The 21,323-nt window shown below is 41.3% G+C and carries 13 protein-coding genes; all 13 read left to right on the forward strand.

The annotated features are described in order from the left end of the window. Positions 1-206 precede the first annotated feature (206 nt). The 13 genes from QZ574_RS15600 to QZ574_RS15660 all read left to right on the forward strand — a co-directional run bounded on the left by QZ574_RS15600 (position 207) and on the right by QZ574_RS15660 (position 21,323). Entirely contained in the window at positions 207-3,221 is a 3,015-nt protein-coding gene (locus QZ574_RS15600) for a SusC/RagA family TonB-linked outer membrane protein (RefSeq protein ID WP_297091187.1), read from the forward strand. 12 nt (positions 3,222-3,233) lie between these two features. After that, positions 3,234-4,799, forward strand: a complete 1,566-nt coding sequence (locus QZ574_RS15605) for a SusD/RagB family nutrient-binding outer membrane lipoprotein (protein ID WP_297091189.1) — start codon at positions 3,234-3,236, stop codon at positions 4,797-4,799. 107 nt (positions 4,800-4,906) lie between these two features. After that, positions 4,907-7,135: a GH92 family glycosyl hydrolase gene (locus QZ574_RS15610; RefSeq protein WP_297091191.1), complete on the forward strand. Its 2,229-nt coding sequence runs from the start codon at positions 4,907-4,909 to the stop codon at positions 7,133-7,135. 28 nt (positions 7,136-7,163) lie between these two features. Beyond that, entirely contained in the window at positions 7,164-8,612 is a 1,449-nt protein-coding gene (locus QZ574_RS15615; protein ID WP_297091192.1) for a glycoside hydrolase family 47 protein, read from the forward strand. Between the two features lie 20 nt (positions 8,613-8,632). After that, positions 8,633-10,933 carry a GH92 family glycosyl hydrolase gene (locus QZ574_RS15620; protein ID WP_297091194.1) on the forward strand — a complete coding sequence of 767 codons (2,301 nt, stop codon included), beginning with the start codon at positions 8,633-8,635 and terminating at the stop codon, positions 10,931-10,933. A gap of 171 nt (positions 10,934-11,104) precedes the next feature. After that, the gene (gene pheT, locus QZ574_RS15625) at positions 11,105-13,555 is read left to right on the forward strand and encodes a phenylalanine--tRNA ligase subunit beta (protein WP_297091196.1); all 2,451 of its coding nucleotides are present in this window, start codon (positions 11,105-11,107) and stop codon (positions 13,553-13,555) included. A gap of 69 nt (positions 13,556-13,624) precedes the next feature. Then, positions 13,625-14,527, forward strand: a complete 903-nt coding sequence (locus tag QZ574_RS15630; RefSeq protein ID WP_297091198.1) for a DMT family transporter — start codon at positions 13,625-13,627, stop codon at positions 14,525-14,527. A 27-nt stretch (positions 14,528-14,554) separates the two neighbouring features. Next, entirely contained in the window at positions 14,555-15,559 is a 1,005-nt protein-coding gene (locus QZ574_RS15635) for a phosphotriesterase (RefSeq protein WP_297091199.1), read from the forward strand. A gap of 169 nt (positions 15,560-15,728) precedes the next feature. After that, positions 15,729-16,598 (forward strand): universal stress protein, encoded by an 870-nt coding sequence (locus QZ574_RS15640; RefSeq protein WP_297091202.1) that lies wholly within the window; start codon positions 15,729-15,731, stop codon positions 16,596-16,598. Between the two features lie 19 nt (positions 16,599-16,617). Next, entirely contained in the window at positions 16,618-17,244 is a 627-nt protein-coding gene (locus QZ574_RS15645; protein WP_297091204.1) for a V-type ATP synthase subunit E, read from the forward strand. A gap of 95 nt (positions 17,245-17,339) precedes the next feature. Then, entirely contained in the window at positions 17,340-18,194 is an 855-nt protein-coding gene (locus QZ574_RS15650; protein ID WP_297091206.1) for a DUF2764 family protein, read from the forward strand. A 10-nt stretch (positions 18,195-18,204) separates the two neighbouring features. Further along, a complete protein-coding gene (locus QZ574_RS15655; RefSeq protein ID WP_297091208.1) occupies positions 18,205-19,992 on the forward strand; it encodes a V-type ATP synthase subunit A in 1,788 nt (595 codons plus the stop codon). Further along, positions 19,989-21,323 (forward strand): V-type ATP synthase subunit B, encoded by a 1,335-nt coding sequence (locus tag QZ574_RS15660; RefSeq protein WP_297091210.1) that lies wholly within the window; start codon positions 19,989-19,991, stop codon positions 21,321-21,323. Before QZ574_RS15655 ends, QZ574_RS15660 begins: the two co-directional genes overlap by 4 nt.

The raw sequence follows: 21,323 nt of genomic DNA on the forward strand, positions 1-21,323 counted from the left end.
TACTTGCAAAATTATTAATCAATAATTAATCAGCATTAACAACAAATTCTGAGACATTAATCGGTAGTTAATCGCAAATAAATCGACAATAGTTAATTTGGCTCAAAATTTTGATATTTTAACTTAACACAAATTTTATGGAAAATTGTTTTTTAACGATTAGCCAACTAACTAAAAGGCTATCTATTTCTAAATTTGCTGTTACCATGATTTTTCTTTTATCAGGTTTTGCCGTAATGGCACAACAAGGTAAAGTAACAGGCAAAGTAACAGACGAATCCGACGCGCCGCTTCCAGGCGTTACTGTAGTTGTAAAAGGTACATCAAACGGAACAACTACAAATTTCGATGGTGAGTACACATTACAAAACGTTAGCGAAGGTGATGTGGTGGTTTTTAGCTTTATTGGTATGATTACTCAAGAAGTAGCATTTACCGGACAAGCTACAGCAAACGTAAAGCTTCTTAGCGACACCCAAAATCTTGACGAGGTTGTTGTTACAGCTTTAGGTATTCAACGCGACAAGAAAACACTAACCTACTCTTCTCAACAAGTTACCGGCGATGAAATTATGAAAGCCAGAGACGTAAACTTCATGAGTGGGTTAAATGGTAAAACTGCTGGTTTGGAAATCAGGAAAAGTACTTCAGGCGCCGGTGGTTCTACTCGTACCGTATTACGTGGTAGCAAATCAATTCGCCAGGTAAGCGATCCTCTTTATGTTATCGATGGTATCCCGATGGTTAACAACAAAGGTGGTCAGTCGGGTATGTGGGGTGGTACAGACCAAGGTGATGGTTTGTCGCAACTTAACCCTGACGATATCGAAAGTATTTCGGTATTAAAAGGAGCAACAGCTGCCGTATTATATGGTAGCGATGGGGCAAATGGTGTTATCATTATCAGCACAAAAAAAGGTAAACAAGGAAAAACAAATGTTACCTTCAGCTCGACTGCGACTTTCGAAAACATTATTGAAACACCAGACATGCAGTTCTCTTATGGTGGCGAAAACGGGTCGGCAGAAAGCTGGTCGTACACTAAAGGAAATTATGCGAATGGTTATGTTGACGATTTCTTCGAAACAGGTTACAACCTAATCAATACCGTTACAGTTAGTGGTGGTAGCGAAAAAATGTCAACTTACTTCTCTTATGGTAACACGGGTTCAGGAGGAGTAGTGCCGAATAATAGTTATCAGAAAAACAACGTAACATTCAAGCAATCACTTCAGTTATTGGATAACCTGAAAATTACTTCGAATGTAATGTTAACTTCAGAGAAAACTAAAAACAGAGCAACTGCAGGTTATTACCTTAACCCTATTACCAGTTTATATACTTTCCCAAGGGATTTGGATTTTGCCGATTATAAAGAAAACTACCAGTATTTTAGAGAAGACCGTAACATGTACTGGCAAAACTGGTTTGTTGAAGGCGACCACTTTACTTCAAATCCATATTGGCTAATCAACAAGCAGCCTAAAGAAGACCTAACAAAACGTGTTATTGCAAGCTTAGCTCTTGATTACCAAATTAGCGAAAAACTGAAATTTCAAGCTCGCGGAAGTATTGACTACGCCAACAAAAAGTACGAGCAAAAATACTATGCAGGCGGTAATAAAGTAAACATCTCACCAAACGGACGTTGGGATTACCAGAAATACGAAGACAAGCAGGTGTATGCTGATGGTATTTTTACCTATTCAGACAACTTTGGAGATGTAAGCTTAAATGTAATTGCAGGTGCCACATACCAGGAATCAGAGTTTAGAAATGGAGTTAGTGTAAATAACGGGACTAATTCGCTTATTTATCCAAACGAATTTTATTTCCAGAATATTCCTGACAATGTTTCAATCAACTCTACCTACGGAGGAAAAATCATTAAACAAGGTGTATTAGGAAACGTACAGTTAGGTTACAAAGACATGCTATTCCTGGATCTTTCGGGACGTAACGACTGGTCTTCAACATTGGCCTTAACCGGCAACCAATCTTATTTCTACCCTTCAGTTGGTGTATCTGGAATTTTAACAGAAATGTTTGAAATGCCTGAGGCAGTTTCATTTGCAAAAGTACGTTTATCAGGTTCTCAGGTAAATAACGAAGTTCCCTGGGGCTTAATCCAGGTAAATCACAGTATTAACGCAAGTGGCGGTGTTAGTCGTAACACAGGAAAACCATTTACCGATGCTAAGCCAGAAGAACTGGTAACACTGGAGTTTGGTACCGACTGGCGTTTATTTGATGGTCGTTTAGGTTTAGACTTTACTTATTATCACATTACAAGTACAAATCAAGCTTTGTCTCGCCCTCTTAGTGGTGGACAGCAAGACAACTACTATACTTACGAATATTTTAACGCAGGCGAAATTGTAAATAAAGGGGTTGAAGTAGTGCTTAGTGGAAAACCTGTTGAATCAAAAGATTTCAACTGGAACACCGTATTAAACTTCTCTAAAAATAACAATGAGGTAGTTGAACTTTATCCTGATGATGAAACAAAATACATTGACTTAGGATCTTCTGAAGGTTACTATGCACGTGTATTTACAGGAGGTTCAATTGGCGATATCTATGGGTACAAGTTAAAAAGAAATGAAGCCGGCCAAATCATGTTGGACGACAACGGAAAACCGCTAAGAACTCCTTCTGAAATTACCTACGCAAACAAAGATGAAGCTTACTTAGGAAGTTTGGAACCCGATTTCAGCTTAGGTTGGAGTAACAACTTCAATTACAAACAATTTAACCTGAGCTTCCTTATCAATGCAAAAATTGGAGGAAAAGCCTATAGCCAAACCGAATCAATTCTCGACGGTTGGGGTGTAAGCCAGCGTACAGCCGATGCGCGCGACCAGGGTTATGTTTCAGTAGATGCTATTCAAGGAACAACTGCTGTCACCGAATTAGATCCAAAAACGTATTACACAAGTGTAGGCGGTCGTAACGGTGTTTCAGAATTGTATGTTTACGACAGAACCAATATCCGGTTAACGCAGTTGGCTTTGTCTTATGATCTTGATGTACAAAGAATTGGGTTACCAGTTAAATCAGCTTCCATTGCTTTAGTAGGACAAAACCTGTTCTTCTTCTACAAAAAAGCGCCATTCGATCCGGAACTGGGTATGAGTACAGATATGAACTCTCAATCGTTGGATAACTTTAGTGTTCCTGCAACACGTTCTTATGGTTTCAACCTTAAATTCACCTTCTAATACTGAAGAATCATGAAAAAATTACTATTTATATTTTTAATAGCATTTTTGGCCAACGCCTGTACCGACAGCTTTGAGGAGGCCAATGTAAATCCGTACCAGATAACGGATGAATCATTAGAGCAGGATTTTAACCACATTGGGTCATTCTATCCTTCTTTATTGTATAATATTTTTGGACACCAAATTGAAGAGAACCTGGTAGCAGAATCCTTCTGCGACTATATGGCTACGCCAACACCGTTTGTAAGCGGTGTTAACAATACAACTTACTACATTCGTTGGAATACGTATTGGAACAGAGTTTACAATAGCATTATGGCTCCGGCAAGTCAGGTTATCGACATTGCAGATGCCGGTGGTTACGATGTATTTTCGGCCTGGGCCAAATTAATCCGTATTTTGGGTATGTCTCGCCTTACTACTTACCACGGACCGGTAATTTACTCTACTTACGGACAAGCCGATGCTTCGTACGATAGTGAAGAGGCACTTTACAATGCATTTTTTGCTGATCTTGATGAAATACAGGCAATTTTTGCTGCCAACAGTGATTACGCAGGTATAAAAACATTCGATGCAAGCTACAATGGAGACATCACAAAATGGGCAAAATTAGTAAATTCAATGCGTTTGCGTTTAGCCATCCGTATTTCGAAGGTAGCCCCTGCGTTGGCTAAGGCACAAGGTGAAAAAGCCATTGCTGATGCTGCAGGTTTGATTACCAGCAACGACGATAACTTTAAAGTATCACTATACGGTAACGACCTTTACCTTTCGTTAATTTGTTTTGGATGGAACGACACACGTATGTCGGCAGGAATGGAATCATTCCTTGTTGGTTTAAAAGACCCACGTATCGAAACTTATTTTAATCCTGCCACTGATGATGCATTGGTAGTTGATCACCCTGAAGTTCCATACAAAGGAATCCGTAACGGTGCTAAACTAATTGCCAAAGGCGACCATACCGCATGCTCTACAATCAACGAGAGTTTCAAAACAATTGAAAAAAGACCATACATCTCGGCAGCTGAAGTTTATTTTGATTTAGCCGAAGCAGCATTACGCGGTTGGACTGGTGCAGGAAGCGCTGCCGACAACTACGATGCTGGGGTACGTGCTTCGTTTGCAGAATGGGGCGCTGGTGGTGTTGATACATACCTTGCTGATGCAACAAGTACACCAATTGATTATAACGACGCTGCGTACGATGGCGACGTGAACGACTTTGTATCACGTTCTACCGTTACTGTTGCATGGGATGAAGCAGCTACGAGCGAAGAAAAACTGGAAAAAATCATTACTCAGAAATGGATCGCCGGATTCACAAATCCAAACGAGCCCTGGGCTGATTTCCGCAGAACAGGATATCCGAAACTTCCATTGGTTTACCAAAACGATAGTAACGAAGACTGGGGTGTAATTCCTGCCGATGAATGGATTAAGCGAATGCCATTTGTTGAAAGCGAAAGATCAAATAACCCTGATGCTGTAGCAGCCGCTGTTGCCACTATGAGTGGGCCAGATTTAATAAGTACCCGTTTATGGTGGGATACCGGAGAACCGAACTTTTAAGTCACTCGCATAGTCTAGTTTAGATTTAATTTACGGGTTAAGCAACCGGCATTGCCGGTTTGCTTTTCCCGTATTATTCATTATTATTGCATACCTATTTCAACAAAATGAACCGAATTCTTTTTGCAGCTAATGCATTTTTGGCACTCTTCGTATTCTCGTGCTCTCAAGCACCTGAACCTAAAGATTTTTCAGCTTATGTAGACCCATACATCGGCAGCGATTACCATGGCCATGTATTTGTTGGGGCAAACGTTCCGTTCGGAGCCATTCAGCTCGGCCCAAACAATGCAAACGAAACCTGGGACTGGTGCTCGGGATACCATTATTCCGATTCGGTTTTAATTGGTTTTGCACACACTCACCTAAGTGGAACCGGAATTGGCGATTTGGGCGACCTGTTGTTTATGCCTGTTTCATCCGATTTTCAGTTTACCGATTCGGTAACAATGCCCTACCCCTGGCAAGCCAAATACACCCACACTAACGAAGAAGTGAGACCCGGGTATTATAAGATGCACATCAACAAATACAACATAACAAGCGAACTTACAGCAAGCGAACGTGTTGGCTTTCATAAATACGACTATAAGGCAACAGGCAATTCAAAACTTATTATCGACCTCTCGTACGGAACCGGCTGGGATGCTCTTACCAAGGCTGAAATAAAACAAATTGATTCCAATAGTATTGAAGGATTGCGTTACTCCACCGGTTGGGCCAAAAATCAAAAGCTTTACTTCCACACCCGTTTTTCCAAAGCCATAAAAAACATTTCAACAATTCAACAAAACGACAAAGGAATTAACACAGTAATGCTGGAATTTGAAGGTAATGGCGAACTACTTGTTAAAACAGCCATTTCGCCGGTAAGCACCAGCGGCGCAAAAAACAACCTATTAAGCGAAATCGACCATTGGGACTTTGAAGCAACAAAAGCTGCTGCTCGTGAAAAATGGAACCACGAATTGGGAAAAATAAAAGTTGAAAGTACCAGCTCTGAAAATAAAACTACCTTCTACACGGCACTCTACCACACCATGATTGCCCCATCGGTTTTTAACGATGAAAATGGAGATTATCGGGGTGCCGATGGAAAAAACTACCCGAATCCCGGTTACAACACCTACACTACCTACTCGCTTTGGGATACCTATCGTGCTGCCCACCCATTATTTACACTAACGCAGCCCGAAAAGGTGAACGACATCGTTAATAACCTTCTGGATATTTTCGACGAACAAGGGAAATTACCTGTTTGGCATCTGCACGGAAACGAAACCAATACCATGGTAGGCAATCACGCCATTCCGGTTATTGTTGATGCATACCTAAAAGGATACAACGGATTTGATGCAGAACGTGCATTTCAAGCCATAAAGTCGACCATGTTAATGGATGAACGCGGCCTGAACTTTATTAAAGAACGTGGTTATATCCCTGCCGATTCGCTTATTGAATCGGTAGCCATGGCGCTCGAATATGCCATCGACGACTGGGCTGTTGCAGCCATGGCGAAAAAAATGGGAAAAACAGAAGACTTTAACCATTTTGCAAAAAGGGCAGAATATTACCGGCACTATTTCGATTCATCAACAAATTTTATGCGCGGAAAAATGGCTGATGGCAGCTGGCGCACTCCTTTCGATCCTGTACATTCGAAACATCGTGCCGACGATTATTGCGAGGGCAATGCCTGGCAGTACACCTGGCTGGTTCCGCATGATATTAACGGATTAATTAACCTGTTTGGCAGCGAAGAAAGCTTTATAAAAAAACTTGACCAGCTCTTCATCAGTGAAGAAAAGTTACAGGAAGGCGCATCGGTGGATATATCTGGTTTAATTGGCATGTATGCTCATGGTAACGAACCCGGCCACCATGTTCCGTACATGTATGCTTTTGCGGGCCAACAATGGAAAACGGCCGAGCGCATTAATTTTATTTTAAACGAAATGTATACCGACCAACCTGATGGTTTGTGTGGTAACGAAGACTGTGGCCAAATGTCGGCGTGGTATGTCTTCTCATCCCTCGGATTTTACCCGGTAAACCCGGCTAATGGCGTTTATGTTTTTGGCAGCCCGCTCTTCGAATCGGCTGAGATTGAACTCCCCAACCAACTTACCTTTCAGGTAATGGCAAAAGAGCTCAATAAAACCAACATTTATATTCAATCGGCCACTTTAAACGGACAAGCCTACTCTAAATCATACATCACCCACGAGGAGTTGATGAAAGGTGGCGTTTTGGAATTTACGATGGGGCCAAAACCAAATTACACATTTGGAGCACCGGCAGAAGACCGGCCAAAATCGGGTTACCATCATCGATAAAAACACCAACAAAATCAGCTAACTAATTATGAAAAACCAATTGCTAAAGAGCGTGATTCTATCATTTTTTGCAATAATCCTTTTTGCTTGTCAATCGCCTTCGGTCAAAAAAAATGAGAATACCCAGACCCAAAACCTATCCACTGATGTTCGCAATGAATTTGTAAGAAGCTGGGAGGCCTATAAAAAATATGCCTGGGGGCATGATGTTTTGCTCCCTCTGTCAAAAGGCTACCAGGACTGGTACGAGCAGTCGCTGCATATCTCTCCTATTGATGCCTACAGCACCATGAAAGTGATGAAACTTGATGACTACGCTAAAGAAGTGGAGCACTACGTTGTGGACAGCATCAGTTGGGAGAAAGACCTTTTTGTAAAAACCTTTGAGGTAAATATCCGTATTTTGGGAGGACTTCTGGCCATGTACGAATACACGGGCGATGAAAAAATCCTAGACAAAACCGAAGATTTTGGCAAACGTATGTTAAAGGCATTCGATTCGCCAACCGGCATTCCTTACTACTGGTTTAATTTAAAAACCGGCAAAACAAAAGGAGCCAAAGTTAATGTTGCCGAGGCAGCCTCCTATATGTTCGAAATGGGCATACTGAGTTACTATACAAAGAATCCCGTTTTTTACCAGGCAGCGAAAAAAGCTAACCTTGCTGTTTGGGAACGCGTTTCTGAAATTCATCTGGTGGGCGAAAATATTGATGTGGAAACCGGCAAATGGCTAAACACAAGCAGCCACATTTGCGCAGGTATCGACTCGTATTACGAATACCTGCTAAAAAGCTACCTGCTTTTTGGAGACCCTGATTTAAAACCGATTTGGGAGAAAAGCCTGACTGCCATTAACACCTACCTGGTTGAAGAAAGCGACACCTCGTTTTGGTACAAGCGCGTTGATATGCACACCGGATTAAAACGTACCAACCCGATTTATGCCGACAATTCCTCGGTTATTGAAGGTGGCATTGTAACGCTGTACGACGCATTTTTCCCGGCAGTATTGGCTTTGGCTGGCGATTTGGAACGTGCCGAAAAAAATCAGGCTACGTGGAACTGGTTGTGGAACCGCTACGGACTGGAACCAATGATTTACGATTTTGATGCCGGTGAACCAACCTATCCGGTTTACGACCTCAATCCTGAAATTATCGAATCGGCTTACTACCTGTATCATTACACCGGAAAAGACGACTACCTTAAAATGGTGGTACAATATTGGGCCGATATAAAAAAATATTGCAAAACAGAAGTGGCATTCTCATCGGTTGAGGATGTACGAACCATGCAAAAAAAAGATTATATGCCTACCTTCTTTTTTGCTGAAACACTAAAATACTTTTACCTTACTTTTACGTTCAACACGGGTGAGTTTATATTAGACGATTACGTTTTTAATACCGAGGCCCATCCGTTTAAACGCTCATCTTTTTCTAAAGAGAAAGCAAAAATATACCTGGGTTTTTAAAACACTAAACTAATTGAAAAATGAAAAAACTTCTTCTACTTTTTGCATTGGCCCTGCTTTTTAGCTGCACCTGCGATACGAACAGTACTTTACCACCAGCTAATTCAAAAAAATTGGTAGAATTGGTTAACCCCTTAATGGGCACCGATTCCGAGTTTGCCCTTTCCAACGGCAACACCTACCCGGCCATTGCCCGCCCATGGGGAATGAATTTTTGGACACCGCAAACCGGAAAAATGGGCGACGGTTGGTGCTACGCCTACGACCACTACAAAATCAGAGGCTTTAAACAAACCCATCAGCCCAGTCCATGGATTAACGATTACGCCGCTTTTTCGCTAATGCCGCTTACCGGCGAACTTAAATTTGACGAAGACGAACGCGCTTCGTGGTTTTCGCATAAAGCCGAAACAGCCCTGCCTCATTATTATAAAGTCTACCTGGCCGATTACGACGTAACTACTGAATTTACACCGACCGACCGAGCAGTTTCATTCCGCTTCACCTTTCCTCAAAGCGAAAATTCATTCATATTGCTGGATGCGTTTAATGGCGGATCGATGGTAAAAATTATTCCCGAAGAACGCAAGATAATTGGCTACTGCCAGAACAACCACGGTGGGGTACCGGCTAATTTTAAAAATTATTTTGTAGCCGAATTCGATAAGGATTTTGAATTGGTAAAAACCTGGAAAGACGAAAACCTGCAGGAAGCGACTGAAGCAGAGAGTTTCCATGTAGGTGGAGTTGTTGGGTTTAAAACAAAAAAAGGAGAAAAAGTAAATGTAAAGGTGGCCTCGTCGTTTATTAGTTTAGCGCAGGCCGAATTGAATTTAAAACGAGAAATTGGCAACAAAACCTTTGACGAAATAAAAACCGAGGGGGCACAAAGCTGGGAAAAGGAACTGGGACGCATTCAAGTTGAAGGGGGCACAGAAGCCGAACAAAAAACGTTTTACTCGTGCCTCTACCGAACGCTACTTTTCCCACGCAAATTTTACGAATTCGACAAAGACAATAAAATAGTTCACTACAGTCCGTATAACGGAGAAGTTTTGCCGGGATATATGTTTACCGACAATGGTTTCTGGGATACTTTTCGTGCTGTTTTTCCATTTTTCACCCTCATGTACCCCGAGTTAAACAGCCAGATTATGCAGGGACTTGTAAACACGTACAAAGAGAGTGGCTGGCTCCCTGAATGGGCAAGTCCGGGGCACCGCGGTTGCATGATTGGGTCTAATTCGGCATCATTAATTGCCGACTCATACTTAAAGGGCATACGCGGTTACGATATTGAAACCTTGTACGAGGCCATATTAAAAAACACCAACGGACACAACGAAAAAGTTACGTCGGTTGGCCGGTTTGGGGCCGAGTTTTACAACCGCCTGGGCTATGTACCTTACAATGTGGGAGTGAATGAAAACACTGCACGCACACTGGAATATGCCTATGCCGACTACTGTATCTGGCAATTGGCACAAGAACTTAACAAACCTGAAGAAGAGATTGAGCTGTTTAAAAAACGTGCCCGCAATTACCGAAATGTATTTGATACTGAAAACAAACTCATGCGTGGCAAAAACCAGGACGGTACTTTTCAATCGCCGTTTAGTCCCTACAAATGGGGCGATGCATTTACCGAAGGAAACAGCTGGCATTACACCTGGAGCGTTTTTCAGGACATTGAAGATTTAAAACAACTGATGGGAGGTAACGATGCTTTTGTGGCTATGCTTGACTCGGTGTTTGTTGTTCCGCCAATTTTCGACGACTCGTACTATGGTTTTCCAATTCACGAAATCAGAGAAATGCAAATTGCCGGCATGGGCAACTACGCACATGGTAACCAGCCCATTCAGCACATGATTTACCTGTACAACTACAGCAATCAACCCTGGAAAGCCCAGGAACACGTGCGCCGGGTACTCTCCAAACTATATTCGTACCACCCCGATGGCTACTGCGGCGATGAAGACAATGGCCAAACTTCGGCCTGGTATGTTTTCAGCTCTATGGGATTTTACCCCGTTTGCCCCGGAACCGATGAGTATGTATTGGGATCGCCGCTGTTTAGCAAGCTTACGCTCACTCTCGAAAACGGCAAGCAGTTTGTAATTGATGCTGCCAACAATTCAAAAGCCAACATCTATCTCGACAAAGTGCTGCTGAATGGAAAAACCTACAACAAAAACTACATAAAACATGCTGACATTCAGAACGGAGGAACGCTTGTTTTTGATATGGCCGCCACGCCCAATAAACAGCGTGGCATCACAAACGAAAGCTATCCCTACTCCATGACAGTTGATGAATAAAGGACCATTTTGGCCGACTTCTAAAAAAAGACGCTTTCCGGCAGTGCAAATACCAAGCACTGCGGAAAGCGTTTTTTAATTCTTTGCGATTAGCCCAAACCTGCTGATGTATATGTAATAAAAATCAGTACTTTTGTGCGATTCAAAAATTGAAAGAAAAATCAGAACACAATGAAAATTTCATATTCCTGGTTAAAAGATTACATTAAACTTGAACAATCGCCTGAAGAAATATGCGACATATTAACACAAACCGGTCTTGAAGTTGGCGGTTTAGAAGAAGTAGAAACAGTAAAAGGCGGCCTTGCCGGTTTGGTAATTGGCGAAGTAGTTACCTGCGAAAAACACCCTGATTCTGACCACTTGAGCAAAACAACGGTAAACGTTGGCACCGACGAGGCATTGCCAATTGTTTGTGGTGCTCCCAACGTGGCGGCCGGACAAAAAGTGGTTGTTGCAACAGTTGGCACTACGCTTTACGATGGCGATCAGGAATTTAAAATTAAAAAGTCGAAAATACGTGGCGAAGTATCGATGGGTATGATTTGCGCCGAAGATGAAATTGGATTAGGCACTAACCACGATGGCATTATGGTACTCGACCCGAATGCAAAAGTGGGTACACCTGCAAAAGATTATTTTAATATCGAATCGGACTGGGTAATTGAGATTGACCTTACACCCAACCGAATCGACGGGGCATCGCACATTGGAGCTGCCCGCGATTTAGCCGCTTTCCTGAAAAAGACACAGGATATTGAATACACAAAACCATCAGTTGATAGCTTTAAAGTTGACAGCAACGACCTGCTTATTCCGGTAGAGGTAGAAAACTCAGAAGCCTGTCCGCGCTACGCCGGAGTAACGATTTCGGGAGTAAAAGTAAAAGAATCGCCGGAGTGGTTGCAAAACAGGCTAAAAATGATTGGATTGACACCAATAAACAATGTGGTTGATATTACCAACTACGTGTTATTTGAAACCGGCCAACCTTTACATGCTTTTGACGCGAATGAAATTACCGGTGGCAAAGTATTGGTAAAAACGCTTCCGGCAAAAACAAAATTTACAACGCTTGACGAGCTTGAGCGCGAGCTTGATGAAAACGACCTGATGATATGCAACACCGAAGAAGCCATGTGCATTGGTGGTGTTTTTGGCGGTATAAAGTCGGGGGTAAAAGCTGCCACAAAAAATATATTTCTTGAAAGCGCTTATTTCGATCCGGTCTATATTCGTAAAACAGCACGTCGTCATGGCCTGAATACCGATGCATCGTTTCGTTTCGAACGCGGTGTTGATCCGAACGGCCAGATTTATGCGCTAAAGCGTGCAGCGCTCCTTATTAAAGAAATTGCCGGAGGAACTATTTCTTCTGACATTATTGATATTTACCCCAAGCCAATTGAAGATTTTAAGGTAAACGTATCGTATGCCAACATTACCCGTTTAATTGGCAAGGATTTGGGCAACCAGGCAGTAAAAAACATTCTGGAATCTTTAGAAATAAAAATAGAGAACGAAGATGAAACCGGGTTGGAACTGCTGGTTCCGGCTTACCGTGTTGATGTTAAGCGCGAAGCTGATGTAATTGAAGAAATACTTAGAATTTACGGCTACAATAATATTGAAATACCAACACAGGTAAATTCGTCGTTGCAAACAGCCAACAAACCAAACCCCGATAGCGTTAAAAACCTTGTTGCCGAAATGTTAACGGCTCAGGGATATAACGAAATCTGGTCGAACTCCTTAACTAAAGCAAGCTACTACGAGGGGCTTAAAGATTACAAAGAAGAGCAGACGGTAAAAATGCTGAACCCTTTAAGTGCAGATTTAAACGGAATGCGGCAAACCTTGCTTTTCGGAGGATTGGAGAGCATAGCATATAACGCCAACCGACAAAACAAAAACCTGAAGGTTTATGAGTTTGGGAATACCTACTTTTACAAAGGAACTCAATTAAAAGACCAACCGGCCAATAACTATTGGGAAGAAAACCATTTGGCTCTTTTTGTAACAGGAAATAAAGAAGCTGAAAGCTGGACAACAAAAGAAGCACCGGTATCGTTTTACGGCTTAAAATCGCAAGCCGAAAATATTTTAAAACGACTGGGACTTGCAACAGATAAAATGCAGCTTAGCGACTGCGAAGACGAACTATTTAGCGAAGGGCTGAGCTACTCTTTCAACAATAAAATAGTGTTGAATATGGGAATTGTTGCCGGAAAATGGCTAAAGAAATTCGACATTGAAAACCCGGTTTATTATGCCGATTTTAATTGGGATAATGTTTTCCAGGCGCATAAAAAACACAAAGTATTGTTTAACGAGCTGCCTAAATTCCCTGCGGTGCGCCGCGACCTGGCCCTGCTAATCGACAAGGAAGTTAAGTTCAGCCAGATTAAAGCTACTGCTTTTAAAATGGAACGCCAGTTACTACGCGAGGTTGATTTGTTTGATGTGTACGAGGGAAAAGGTGTACCTGCGGGTAAAAAATCGTATGCCATTAGTTTTATTTTGCGCGACGTTAATAAAACGTTAAAGGATAAACAGATTGACAAAACCATGCAGAAATTAATTCAGGCCTTCAACCGAGAATTAGGCGCCGAACTGCGTTAATTTATACACGAAATATAGAGCACGCATCCCGGATTTTATCCGGGATGTTTGTTTTCAATCATTTAGAAAATGCAAAACCATACAAAAGGAATAGTTTACGCTGCAATAACAGCTTTCTTTTGGGGTTTTCTGGCCATTGCCTTAAAGGTGGCAGTGCGTAAAGTTGATCCGGTAACGGTGGTATGGATACGATTTGTTATTGCCTTTGTTATGCTTTCTGTATGGCAAGCGGCAAGTAATCCACAAGCTTTTAAAATTCTCACAAAACCTCCCTTACTGCTTATTTTTGCAGCGCTGGCTCTCTCCTGGAACTATATGGGTTACATGCTTGGCATTCATCATACCACACCAAGCAATGCTCAGCTTTTTATTCAAACCGGTCCGCTTATTTTAGCCATTGCCGGTTTTGTAATTTTTAAAGAAAAATTACTGCGTAACCAAATCATAGGTTTTACCATAGCCATTCTGGGTTTTTCCTTTTTTTACCGCGACCAGTTACAGGCATTTTTCGAGACTGCCGGAACCTACAAACTTGGTATTCTGTTTACGCTTTCAGGCGCCCTGGCCTGGGCAGTTTATGCCATTCTTCAAAAAATACTGGTTCGCAATTATTCGGTTGATAGCTTAAACCTGATGCTTTTTGGTTTGCCCGCTATAATATACCTGCCTTTTGTTAACTTTCAGCAACTGTTATCCTTGCATTGGAGCTGGTGGTTTTTGCTTTTCTTTTTAGGAGCCAATACTTTTATTGCCTACACCTGCATTGGCAAAGCACTAAAATATACCGAAGCCAACAAAGTAAGTATAATCATTATTTTAAACCCGATGATTACTTTTATTACCATGGGAATTTTAACCCAATTAAACGTTTCTTGGGTAGAGCACGAACGCTTTTCTTTAATTACCATCATTGGAGCATTGCTCGTATTTTCAGGGGCCATACTTGTTGCTAAAAAAACAAAGAAGCAATAGTTTTTGTATTTTAGAAAGAAAATTGTGATGAAAAAAACATTACTCTTTCTATTGCTGCCTGTTTTTTTAATGACCTGTCAGACTCAGGAATCTCAGATTATTACTGTTAATGGAGCCATCCCGGCCAGCGAAATAGGAAAAACCTTGCATCACGAACACATTTTAGTTGATTTTATTGGCGCCGACAGCACCGGCTATCATCGCTGGAACAAAAGCGAGGTGGTTAAAAAAGTACTACCCTATTTGCTGGAGATTAAACAAATGGGGTACAAAACGCTGGTAGAATGTACACCGGAGTATCTTGGCCGCGATCCGGAGTTACTAAAAATACTCTCTGAAAAATCAGGCCTTCAGATAATTACCAATGTTGGATATTACAGCCCTTGGAACGGCAAATTTTTACCCAAGCATTGTTATTCAGAAACGCCCCTGCAACTTGCTGACAGATGGATAAAACAGGCCACTAATGGCATTGAAGACAGCGAAGTTTATCCCGGCTTTATTAAAATTGCAGTTGAACGTGCCCCGCTAAAACCTATTAATGCGAAAGTAGTTGAAGCGGCCTGCCTCACCCACAAAGCAACCGGTTTAACCATTATGTCGCACACCGGCCTGGCCGTACCGGCTTTTCAACAGATCGAGATTCTAAAAAGATACGGCGTTCATCCTTCGGCTTTTATTTGGACCCACGCCAACAACGAAAAAGACAACAACAAGCACATTGAGGCTGCCCGGATGGGTGCATGGATTGCTTTTGATAAATTTATGGAGCAAGACCTGAAAGAGTACGTGGATTTTGCTTTACTGATGAAAAAAGAGGGACTTCTTGACAAAGTTCTTTTTTCGCACGATGCCGGTTGGTTTGATCCGGCCAAACCAAACGGAGGAACGTTCAGAGGCTATACAGCTATCGATAACTTTCTTATTCCGGCGCTGCTTGAAAGTGGTTTAAGTCAACCCGATATTCACCAACTTTTTGTGGTTAATCCGGCACAGGCATTTAAAATAAACAAGCGACTTCTGCCCAACTAAGCTCTATTACAACAGTTGTTTAAGCACTGTGTTTTAACATCATTATTTTATTTGTTTTACATCAGAATGATGTAACTAATTCCCCAATTTTCGTATATGATTAAACAAAAGGCCATAATGGCTGCCGTTGGCTTATTGCATTGGGATACAACTTTTAACAAGCTTAGCTATGAACTACAGATCAAATAGCATTTTAGCACACATCCCTCAAAACCGCGATGGTGAAAGAATATTAAAACAAGCCCTATTCTTTACCAATGCGCTGGACATGCGAATCTTTCTTCTTGATGTAATAAAAACGGGATCAAGATTTCTGCATAACCCTAAATCAAAAAAAAACCAAATCCGACACCGGGGAGCTTTAAACCGGTTTACCGAATTTGTTAAAAAAAGCCTTGATTCCGACATCCCGAATAACATAATTTTACGTATTGCTTGGGGCAAAATCGTTACTAATTTAATTTCTGAATCAGAACATGGTGGTTACGAGTTTGTATTGCTCGACAAAAGCGAACACAACAATAGTGAAAAGCTTACCCTAAATGATATTGATAAGTTCGTAAGTAAATCGTTTTGCCCGGTACTAACGATTCATAAAGATCATCCAACAACAAGCATTAAAAATATTGTAATTCCCATCGATATTTCTTTGCACACCAAAAAGAAACTTTATTGGGCAACATTTTTTGCGCAAAAATTTAAAGCAACCATTCATATCGTTTCGGCACTTAATGTAAATATTGAAGAACGAAAAAGTTTGGCCTACAAAAATGCAGATAAGATAAAAAAGATGCTTCAAGAGCGGGGCGTAAAATGCGATGTGGAGATAATAAAAGTTTACGAGCAGGAAAAACACAAAGCAGTTTTGCAATATGTTGAGAAAACAAAAGCTGACATGATTATTATGCGCACACACCAGGAGTTAAGGTTTACGGGTAAAAAAATTGGCAAATTTGTTTCAGAAATTATACACGGCTGCACCACACCGGTATTAACCGTTGGGGGCGTAACCCAAAGTTTCAATATGCATTCAAAATAAAAATACCAGATAGAACACAATGACCGACCGTATTGAAGAAATAACACAAAAAATTTACAACGAAGGCATTACAAAAGCAAAAAGCGATGCAGAGCAGCTTATGGCTGATGCCCGCCACAAAGCAGAAGAAATAATAGCGGCTGCGCAAAAAACCCACGAAGAAATTATTCGCGATGCACAAAAAAAGGCTCAGGAGAAGAAACAGCATACTGAAGCAGAACTACAACTAGCTGCCCGGCAATTCATGAGCCACCTGAAACAAAAAATTACCCATCTTATATGTACCGTTCAAGCTGACAATCCTGTTCGCGAAGCATTTAATGATACAGCTTTTATACAAAAACTTATGCTAACAAGCATTGAAAAATGGCATCCGGAAAGTGCCGAAGAAATGAATTTAAAAATTGTTCTTCCGGCAAGGCTGCAAAAGGAACTAACAGAATTCCTCCAGTTAAAAGCTACAGATGCCATGGATAAAGGCCTTGAAATTTCCATGGATCCGAAGCTGGAAACAGGTTTTAAAATAGGTCCAAAAGATGGGACTTACCACATTAGTTTTACCGCACAAGATTTTGCCAATTACTTTAAACCATACTTTAAAGACAAAACAAAAGAATTTCTTTTTAATGGCACCGGTAATGCTTAGCATTTATAGGTACCTGTTAATGTTGTGATAGAAATAAATTAAAGCGTTAGATACGCCGGGCTTTAAATGATTTGAAAACCATTTAAAATTCGGTTATGCTAAAAAGAGAATATCATTGTTTAATAGCGGGGCTTCCCGATTTGTTTTTCGATGAGAACAAATCTGTTGTAAGCAGTATAAATTTTAGGGAAGAACTGCAACTCCTACTTATACCGTCAGATTATAAGCTGGTTAACTATCTCTTTTTACCTCTCGACAATCAAAACTTACTAAACAGCATCGCCAAAAAACAAGCTACAAAATTTTACCCGGGCACATTAAGCAGGCAAGCATTAGAACAACAACTCGCTCCCGAAAATGAAGACATAAAACTGCCTGCATACATGCTGCAGTTTTTAAACCAGCTAAAAACAACCGAAACCAAATTGACAAACATGGAAGCCGAACGGCTTTTAAACACCTTGTTCTTTCAATATGCCCTGCGTTGCCCAAATGCATTTCTACAACAGTGGTTTAGGTTTACGCTCAACATAAAAAACGTGCTGTGCGCCTTTAACTGCCAAAAACACCACTACAAACCTGAAACACAACTAATTGATATTAAACAAGTAGAAGAAGAATACACTCTTCTAACAAACTATCGGTTTAAAGCCGACTACTTTGAAGAATTGCTTCCTTTTGCTGAAGATGTGTTCAGAATTGCAGAGACTGATATTGAAATGATTGAAAAAGAAAAAGCCATTGATAAATTGAAATGGCACTACCTGGAAGAAAACACCTTTTTTCATTTTTTCACCATCGAGCGAATTTTAGCATTTACTATAAAACTGCAAATTATGGAACGCTGGATGATGCTGGACAATAAAACGGGTAAGGAATTACTGAAAAAAATAATGGATGAAATAAAATCAAATTATGAATTCCCTGCGGAATTTAGTTTGACAAAATAAAATAATAAATATGGCTACAACAGGTAAAGTTGCCGGCATAATAGCAAACCTCGTAACAGTTCATGTGGATGGACCGGTTGCTCAAAATGAAATCTGTTACATCCATCACGGTGGCGTAGACCTAATGGCAGAAGTTATCCGCATTGGCACCGAACATGTTTATATACAAGTTTTTGAAAGCACACGCGGATTAAAAACCGGAACAGTTGTTGAATTTACGGGACACATGCTGGAAGCTACACTCGGTCCCGGAATATTATCAAAGAATTTTGATGGTTTGCAACACGACCTTGATAAAATGCAAGGCATATTTTTGCAAAAAGGAGACTATACGCAGCCGCTGGAAGAAGATAAGGCCTGGACTTTTAAACCATTGGCACAAGTTGGCGAAGAAGTTGTTGCAGGATCGTGGCTTGGAGAAGTTAAAGAAAACTGGATTGCACATAAAATAATGGTCCCCTTTACATTTAAAGGCAGCTACACGATTAAAGAGATAGTAAATGCCGGTGATTATAAAATTTACGACACCATTGCCAAAATTACCGACCAGGATGGCCATGACCACCAGATATCCATGGCACAAAAGTGGCCTGTTAAAATCCCAATAAAAGCCTACAAAAACAAGCCTCGACCTGCAAAGTTTTTAGAAACAGGAATTCGTGTTATCGACAGTATAACACCCATTGTTGAAGGAGGTACCGGTTTTATTCCCGGCCCTTTTGGCACAGGAAAAACAGTGCTGCAACACGCCTTATCAAAACAAGCAGATGCTGATATGATTGTGGTAGCTGCCTGTGGCGAACGTGCCAACGAAGTGGTAGAGATTTTTGCCGAATTTCCGAAACTCGACGATCCCAGAACCGGCAGAAAGTTAATGGAACGTACAAGCATTATCGCCAACACCTCAAATATGCCGGTTGCTGCACGCGAAGCCTCGGTATACACTGCCATGACCATTGCCGAATATTACCGCTCGATGGGGTTGAAAGTGTTACTCCTGGCCGATTCTACCTCGCGATGGGCACAGGCTCTGCGCGAAATGTCGAACAGAATGGAAGAGCTGCCAGGCCCTGATGCCTTCCCGATGGATCTTCCTGCGATAATTTCTAACTTTTACTCGCGTGCCGGTTTTGTGCACCTTAACAACGGAGAAACAGGTTCAGTTACTTTTATCGGTACCGTTTCGCCGGCAGGCGGAAACCTAAAAGAACCGGTTACCGAAGCGACAAAAAAAGCTGCACGTTGTTTTTATGCTTTATCGCAAAAAAGAGCCGACAGTAAACGCTATCCGGCCATTGATGCTGTTGAGAGTTATTCGAAGTACCTGGAATATCCTGAATACCAGGAATATGTGAGCAAAGTAATTTCGCCCGATTGGGTAAACAACATTTTGCAGGCACGAAATTTTCTTATTTGCGGAAAGGAAGCCTACGAGCAAATAAATATACTTGGCGACGATGGAGTACCCATTGAGTACCACGAAACCTTTTGGAAATCAGAAGTTATCGATTTTGTTATTCTGCAACAAGATGCCTTCGATAAAGTTGATGCTTCAACCCCCATAAACCGTCAAAAATACATGCTCAATTTGGTACTAAAAATAAGCAGCACCAACTTTCAGTTTGTAAAATTTGAAGAAGTAAACCCTTACTTCAAAAAAATTATAAATGTCTTAAAACAAATGAATTACTCAGAATTTGAGTCACAGCAGTTCAGAAAATTCGAAAAAGAATTAGCAAATATAATTGAAGAAAAGGCCGTTGCTGAAAACCAACAAATAGTAACAACAAACGTATGAAAACAACAGCTTTTCAGAAAATACATACCAAGATTGATCAGATTACCAAAGCCACATGTTCCTTGTATGCAAGCGGAGTTGGCAACGAAGAAATGGCCATGGTTAACAATCGTCTTGCACAGGTTGTTAAAATTGAAAACAACCTGGTTACCCTGCAGGTATTTTCGGGTACCGAGGGGATCCCTACCAATGCCGAAGTTGTATTTTTGGGACATGCGCCACAACTGGCAGTTAGCGACGAGCTGGCCGGAAGATTTTTTAATGCTTATGGAGCACCAATTGATGTAGGCCCGTTAGTTGATGGAATTATGACAGAAATTGGAGGGCCGTCGGTAAATCCGGTACGCCGCAAACAACCTTCGGAGCTCATTGCCACAGGAATTGCCGGTATCGACCTGAATAACACGCTGGTAACCGGTCAGAAAATACCGTTTTTTGCCGACCCCGACCAACCCTACAACCAGGTAATGGCCATGGTGGCATTGCGTGCCAAAGCCGATAAAATTATTTTGGGAGGAATGGGAATTACCAACGACGATTACCTCTTCTTTAAAAACCTGTTTGAAAATGCCGGGGCTATTGACCGTATTATAAGTTTTGTAAACACTACCGAAGACCCTCCGGTTGAGCGATTACTGGTGCCCGACATGGCCTTAACTGCCGCCGAATATTTTGCCGTGGAAAAAAACCAGAATGTTTTGGTTCTGCTAACCGATATGACCCTGTATGCCGATGCTTTAAGTATAGTATCGAACCGTATGGATCAGATACCATCAAAAGACAGCATGCCCGGCTCGTTATACAGCGATTTGGCAAAACTGTACGAAAAGGCGGTGCAGTTCCCCGATGGTGGATCAATCACCATTATTGCCGTTACCACCTTGTCGGGCGGCGATATAACCCATGCCATCCCCGATAACACCGGCTACATAACCGAAGGACAACTATTTCTGCGAAAAGAAACGGATATTGGGAAAGTCATTATCGATCCATTCAGAAGTTTATCACGTTTAAAGCAGCTGGTAATTGGTAAAAAAACACGCGAAGATCATCCACAGGTGATGAATGCAGCCATTAGGCTTTACGCTGATGCAGCCAATGCCAAAACAAAAATTGAAAATGGCTTTGACCTAACAGATTACGACAAACGCACAATCAGCTTTGCAAAAGACTATGCCAACGAACTGCTTGCCATTGATATTAATATTGAAATAAACACGATGATTGATACCGCCTGGAAATTATTTAACAAGTATTTCTCGAACGCCGAAACCGGCATAAAAGCCAATTTGGTAGAGAAATACGGTAAAACAGATGAAGTAAAACATTAA

Source organism: uncultured Draconibacterium sp. (genome assembly GCF_913063105.1).
Lineage (GTDB): Bacteria > Bacteroidota > Bacteroidia > Bacteroidales > Prolixibacteraceae > Draconibacterium.

Bases quoted from the DNA above. Each gene is read 5' to 3' on its own strand.
- QZ574_RS15645 (WP_297091204.1), top strand. From the start codon at position 16,618: ATGACCGACCGTATTGAAGAAATAACACAAAAAATTTACAACGAAGGC.
- QZ574_RS15655 (WP_297091208.1), top strand. From the start codon at position 18,205: ATGGCTACAACAGGTAAAGTTGCCGGCATAATAGCAAACCTCGTAACA.
- QZ574_RS15600 (WP_297091187.1), top strand. From the start codon at position 207: ATGATTTTTCTTTTATCAGGTTTTGCCGTAATGGCACAACAAGGTAAA.
- QZ574_RS15620 (WP_297091194.1), top strand. From the start codon at position 8,633: ATGAAAAAACTTCTTCTACTTTTTGCATTGGCCCTGCTTTTTAGCTGC.
- QZ574_RS15610 (WP_297091191.1), top strand. From the start codon at position 4,907: ATGAACCGAATTCTTTTTGCAGCTAATGCATTTTTGGCACTCTTCGTA.
- QZ574_RS15640 (WP_297091202.1), top strand. From the start codon at position 15,729: ATGAACTACAGATCAAATAGCATTTTAGCACACATCCCTCAAAACCGC.
- QZ574_RS15615 (WP_297091192.1), top strand. From the start codon at position 7,164: ATGAAAAACCAATTGCTAAAGAGCGTGATTCTATCATTTTTTGCAATA.
- QZ574_RS15650 (WP_297091206.1), top strand. From the start codon at position 17,340: ATGCTAAAAAGAGAATATCATTGTTTAATAGCGGGGCTTCCCGATTTG.
- QZ574_RS15630 (WP_297091198.1), top strand. From the start codon at position 13,625: ATGCAAAACCATACAAAAGGAATAGTTTACGCTGCAATAACAGCTTTC.
- QZ574_RS15635 (WP_297091199.1), top strand. From the start codon at position 14,555: ATGAAAAAAACATTACTCTTTCTATTGCTGCCTGTTTTTTTAATGACC.
- QZ574_RS15605 (WP_297091189.1), top strand. From the start codon at position 3,234: ATGAAAAAATTACTATTTATATTTTTAATAGCATTTTTGGCCAACGCC.
- QZ574_RS15660 (WP_297091210.1), top strand. From the start codon at position 19,989: ATGAAAACAACAGCTTTTCAGAAAATACATACCAAGATTGATCAGATT.
- pheT (WP_297091196.1), top strand. From the start codon at position 11,105: ATGAAAATTTCATATTCCTGGTTAAAAGATTACATTAAACTTGAACAA.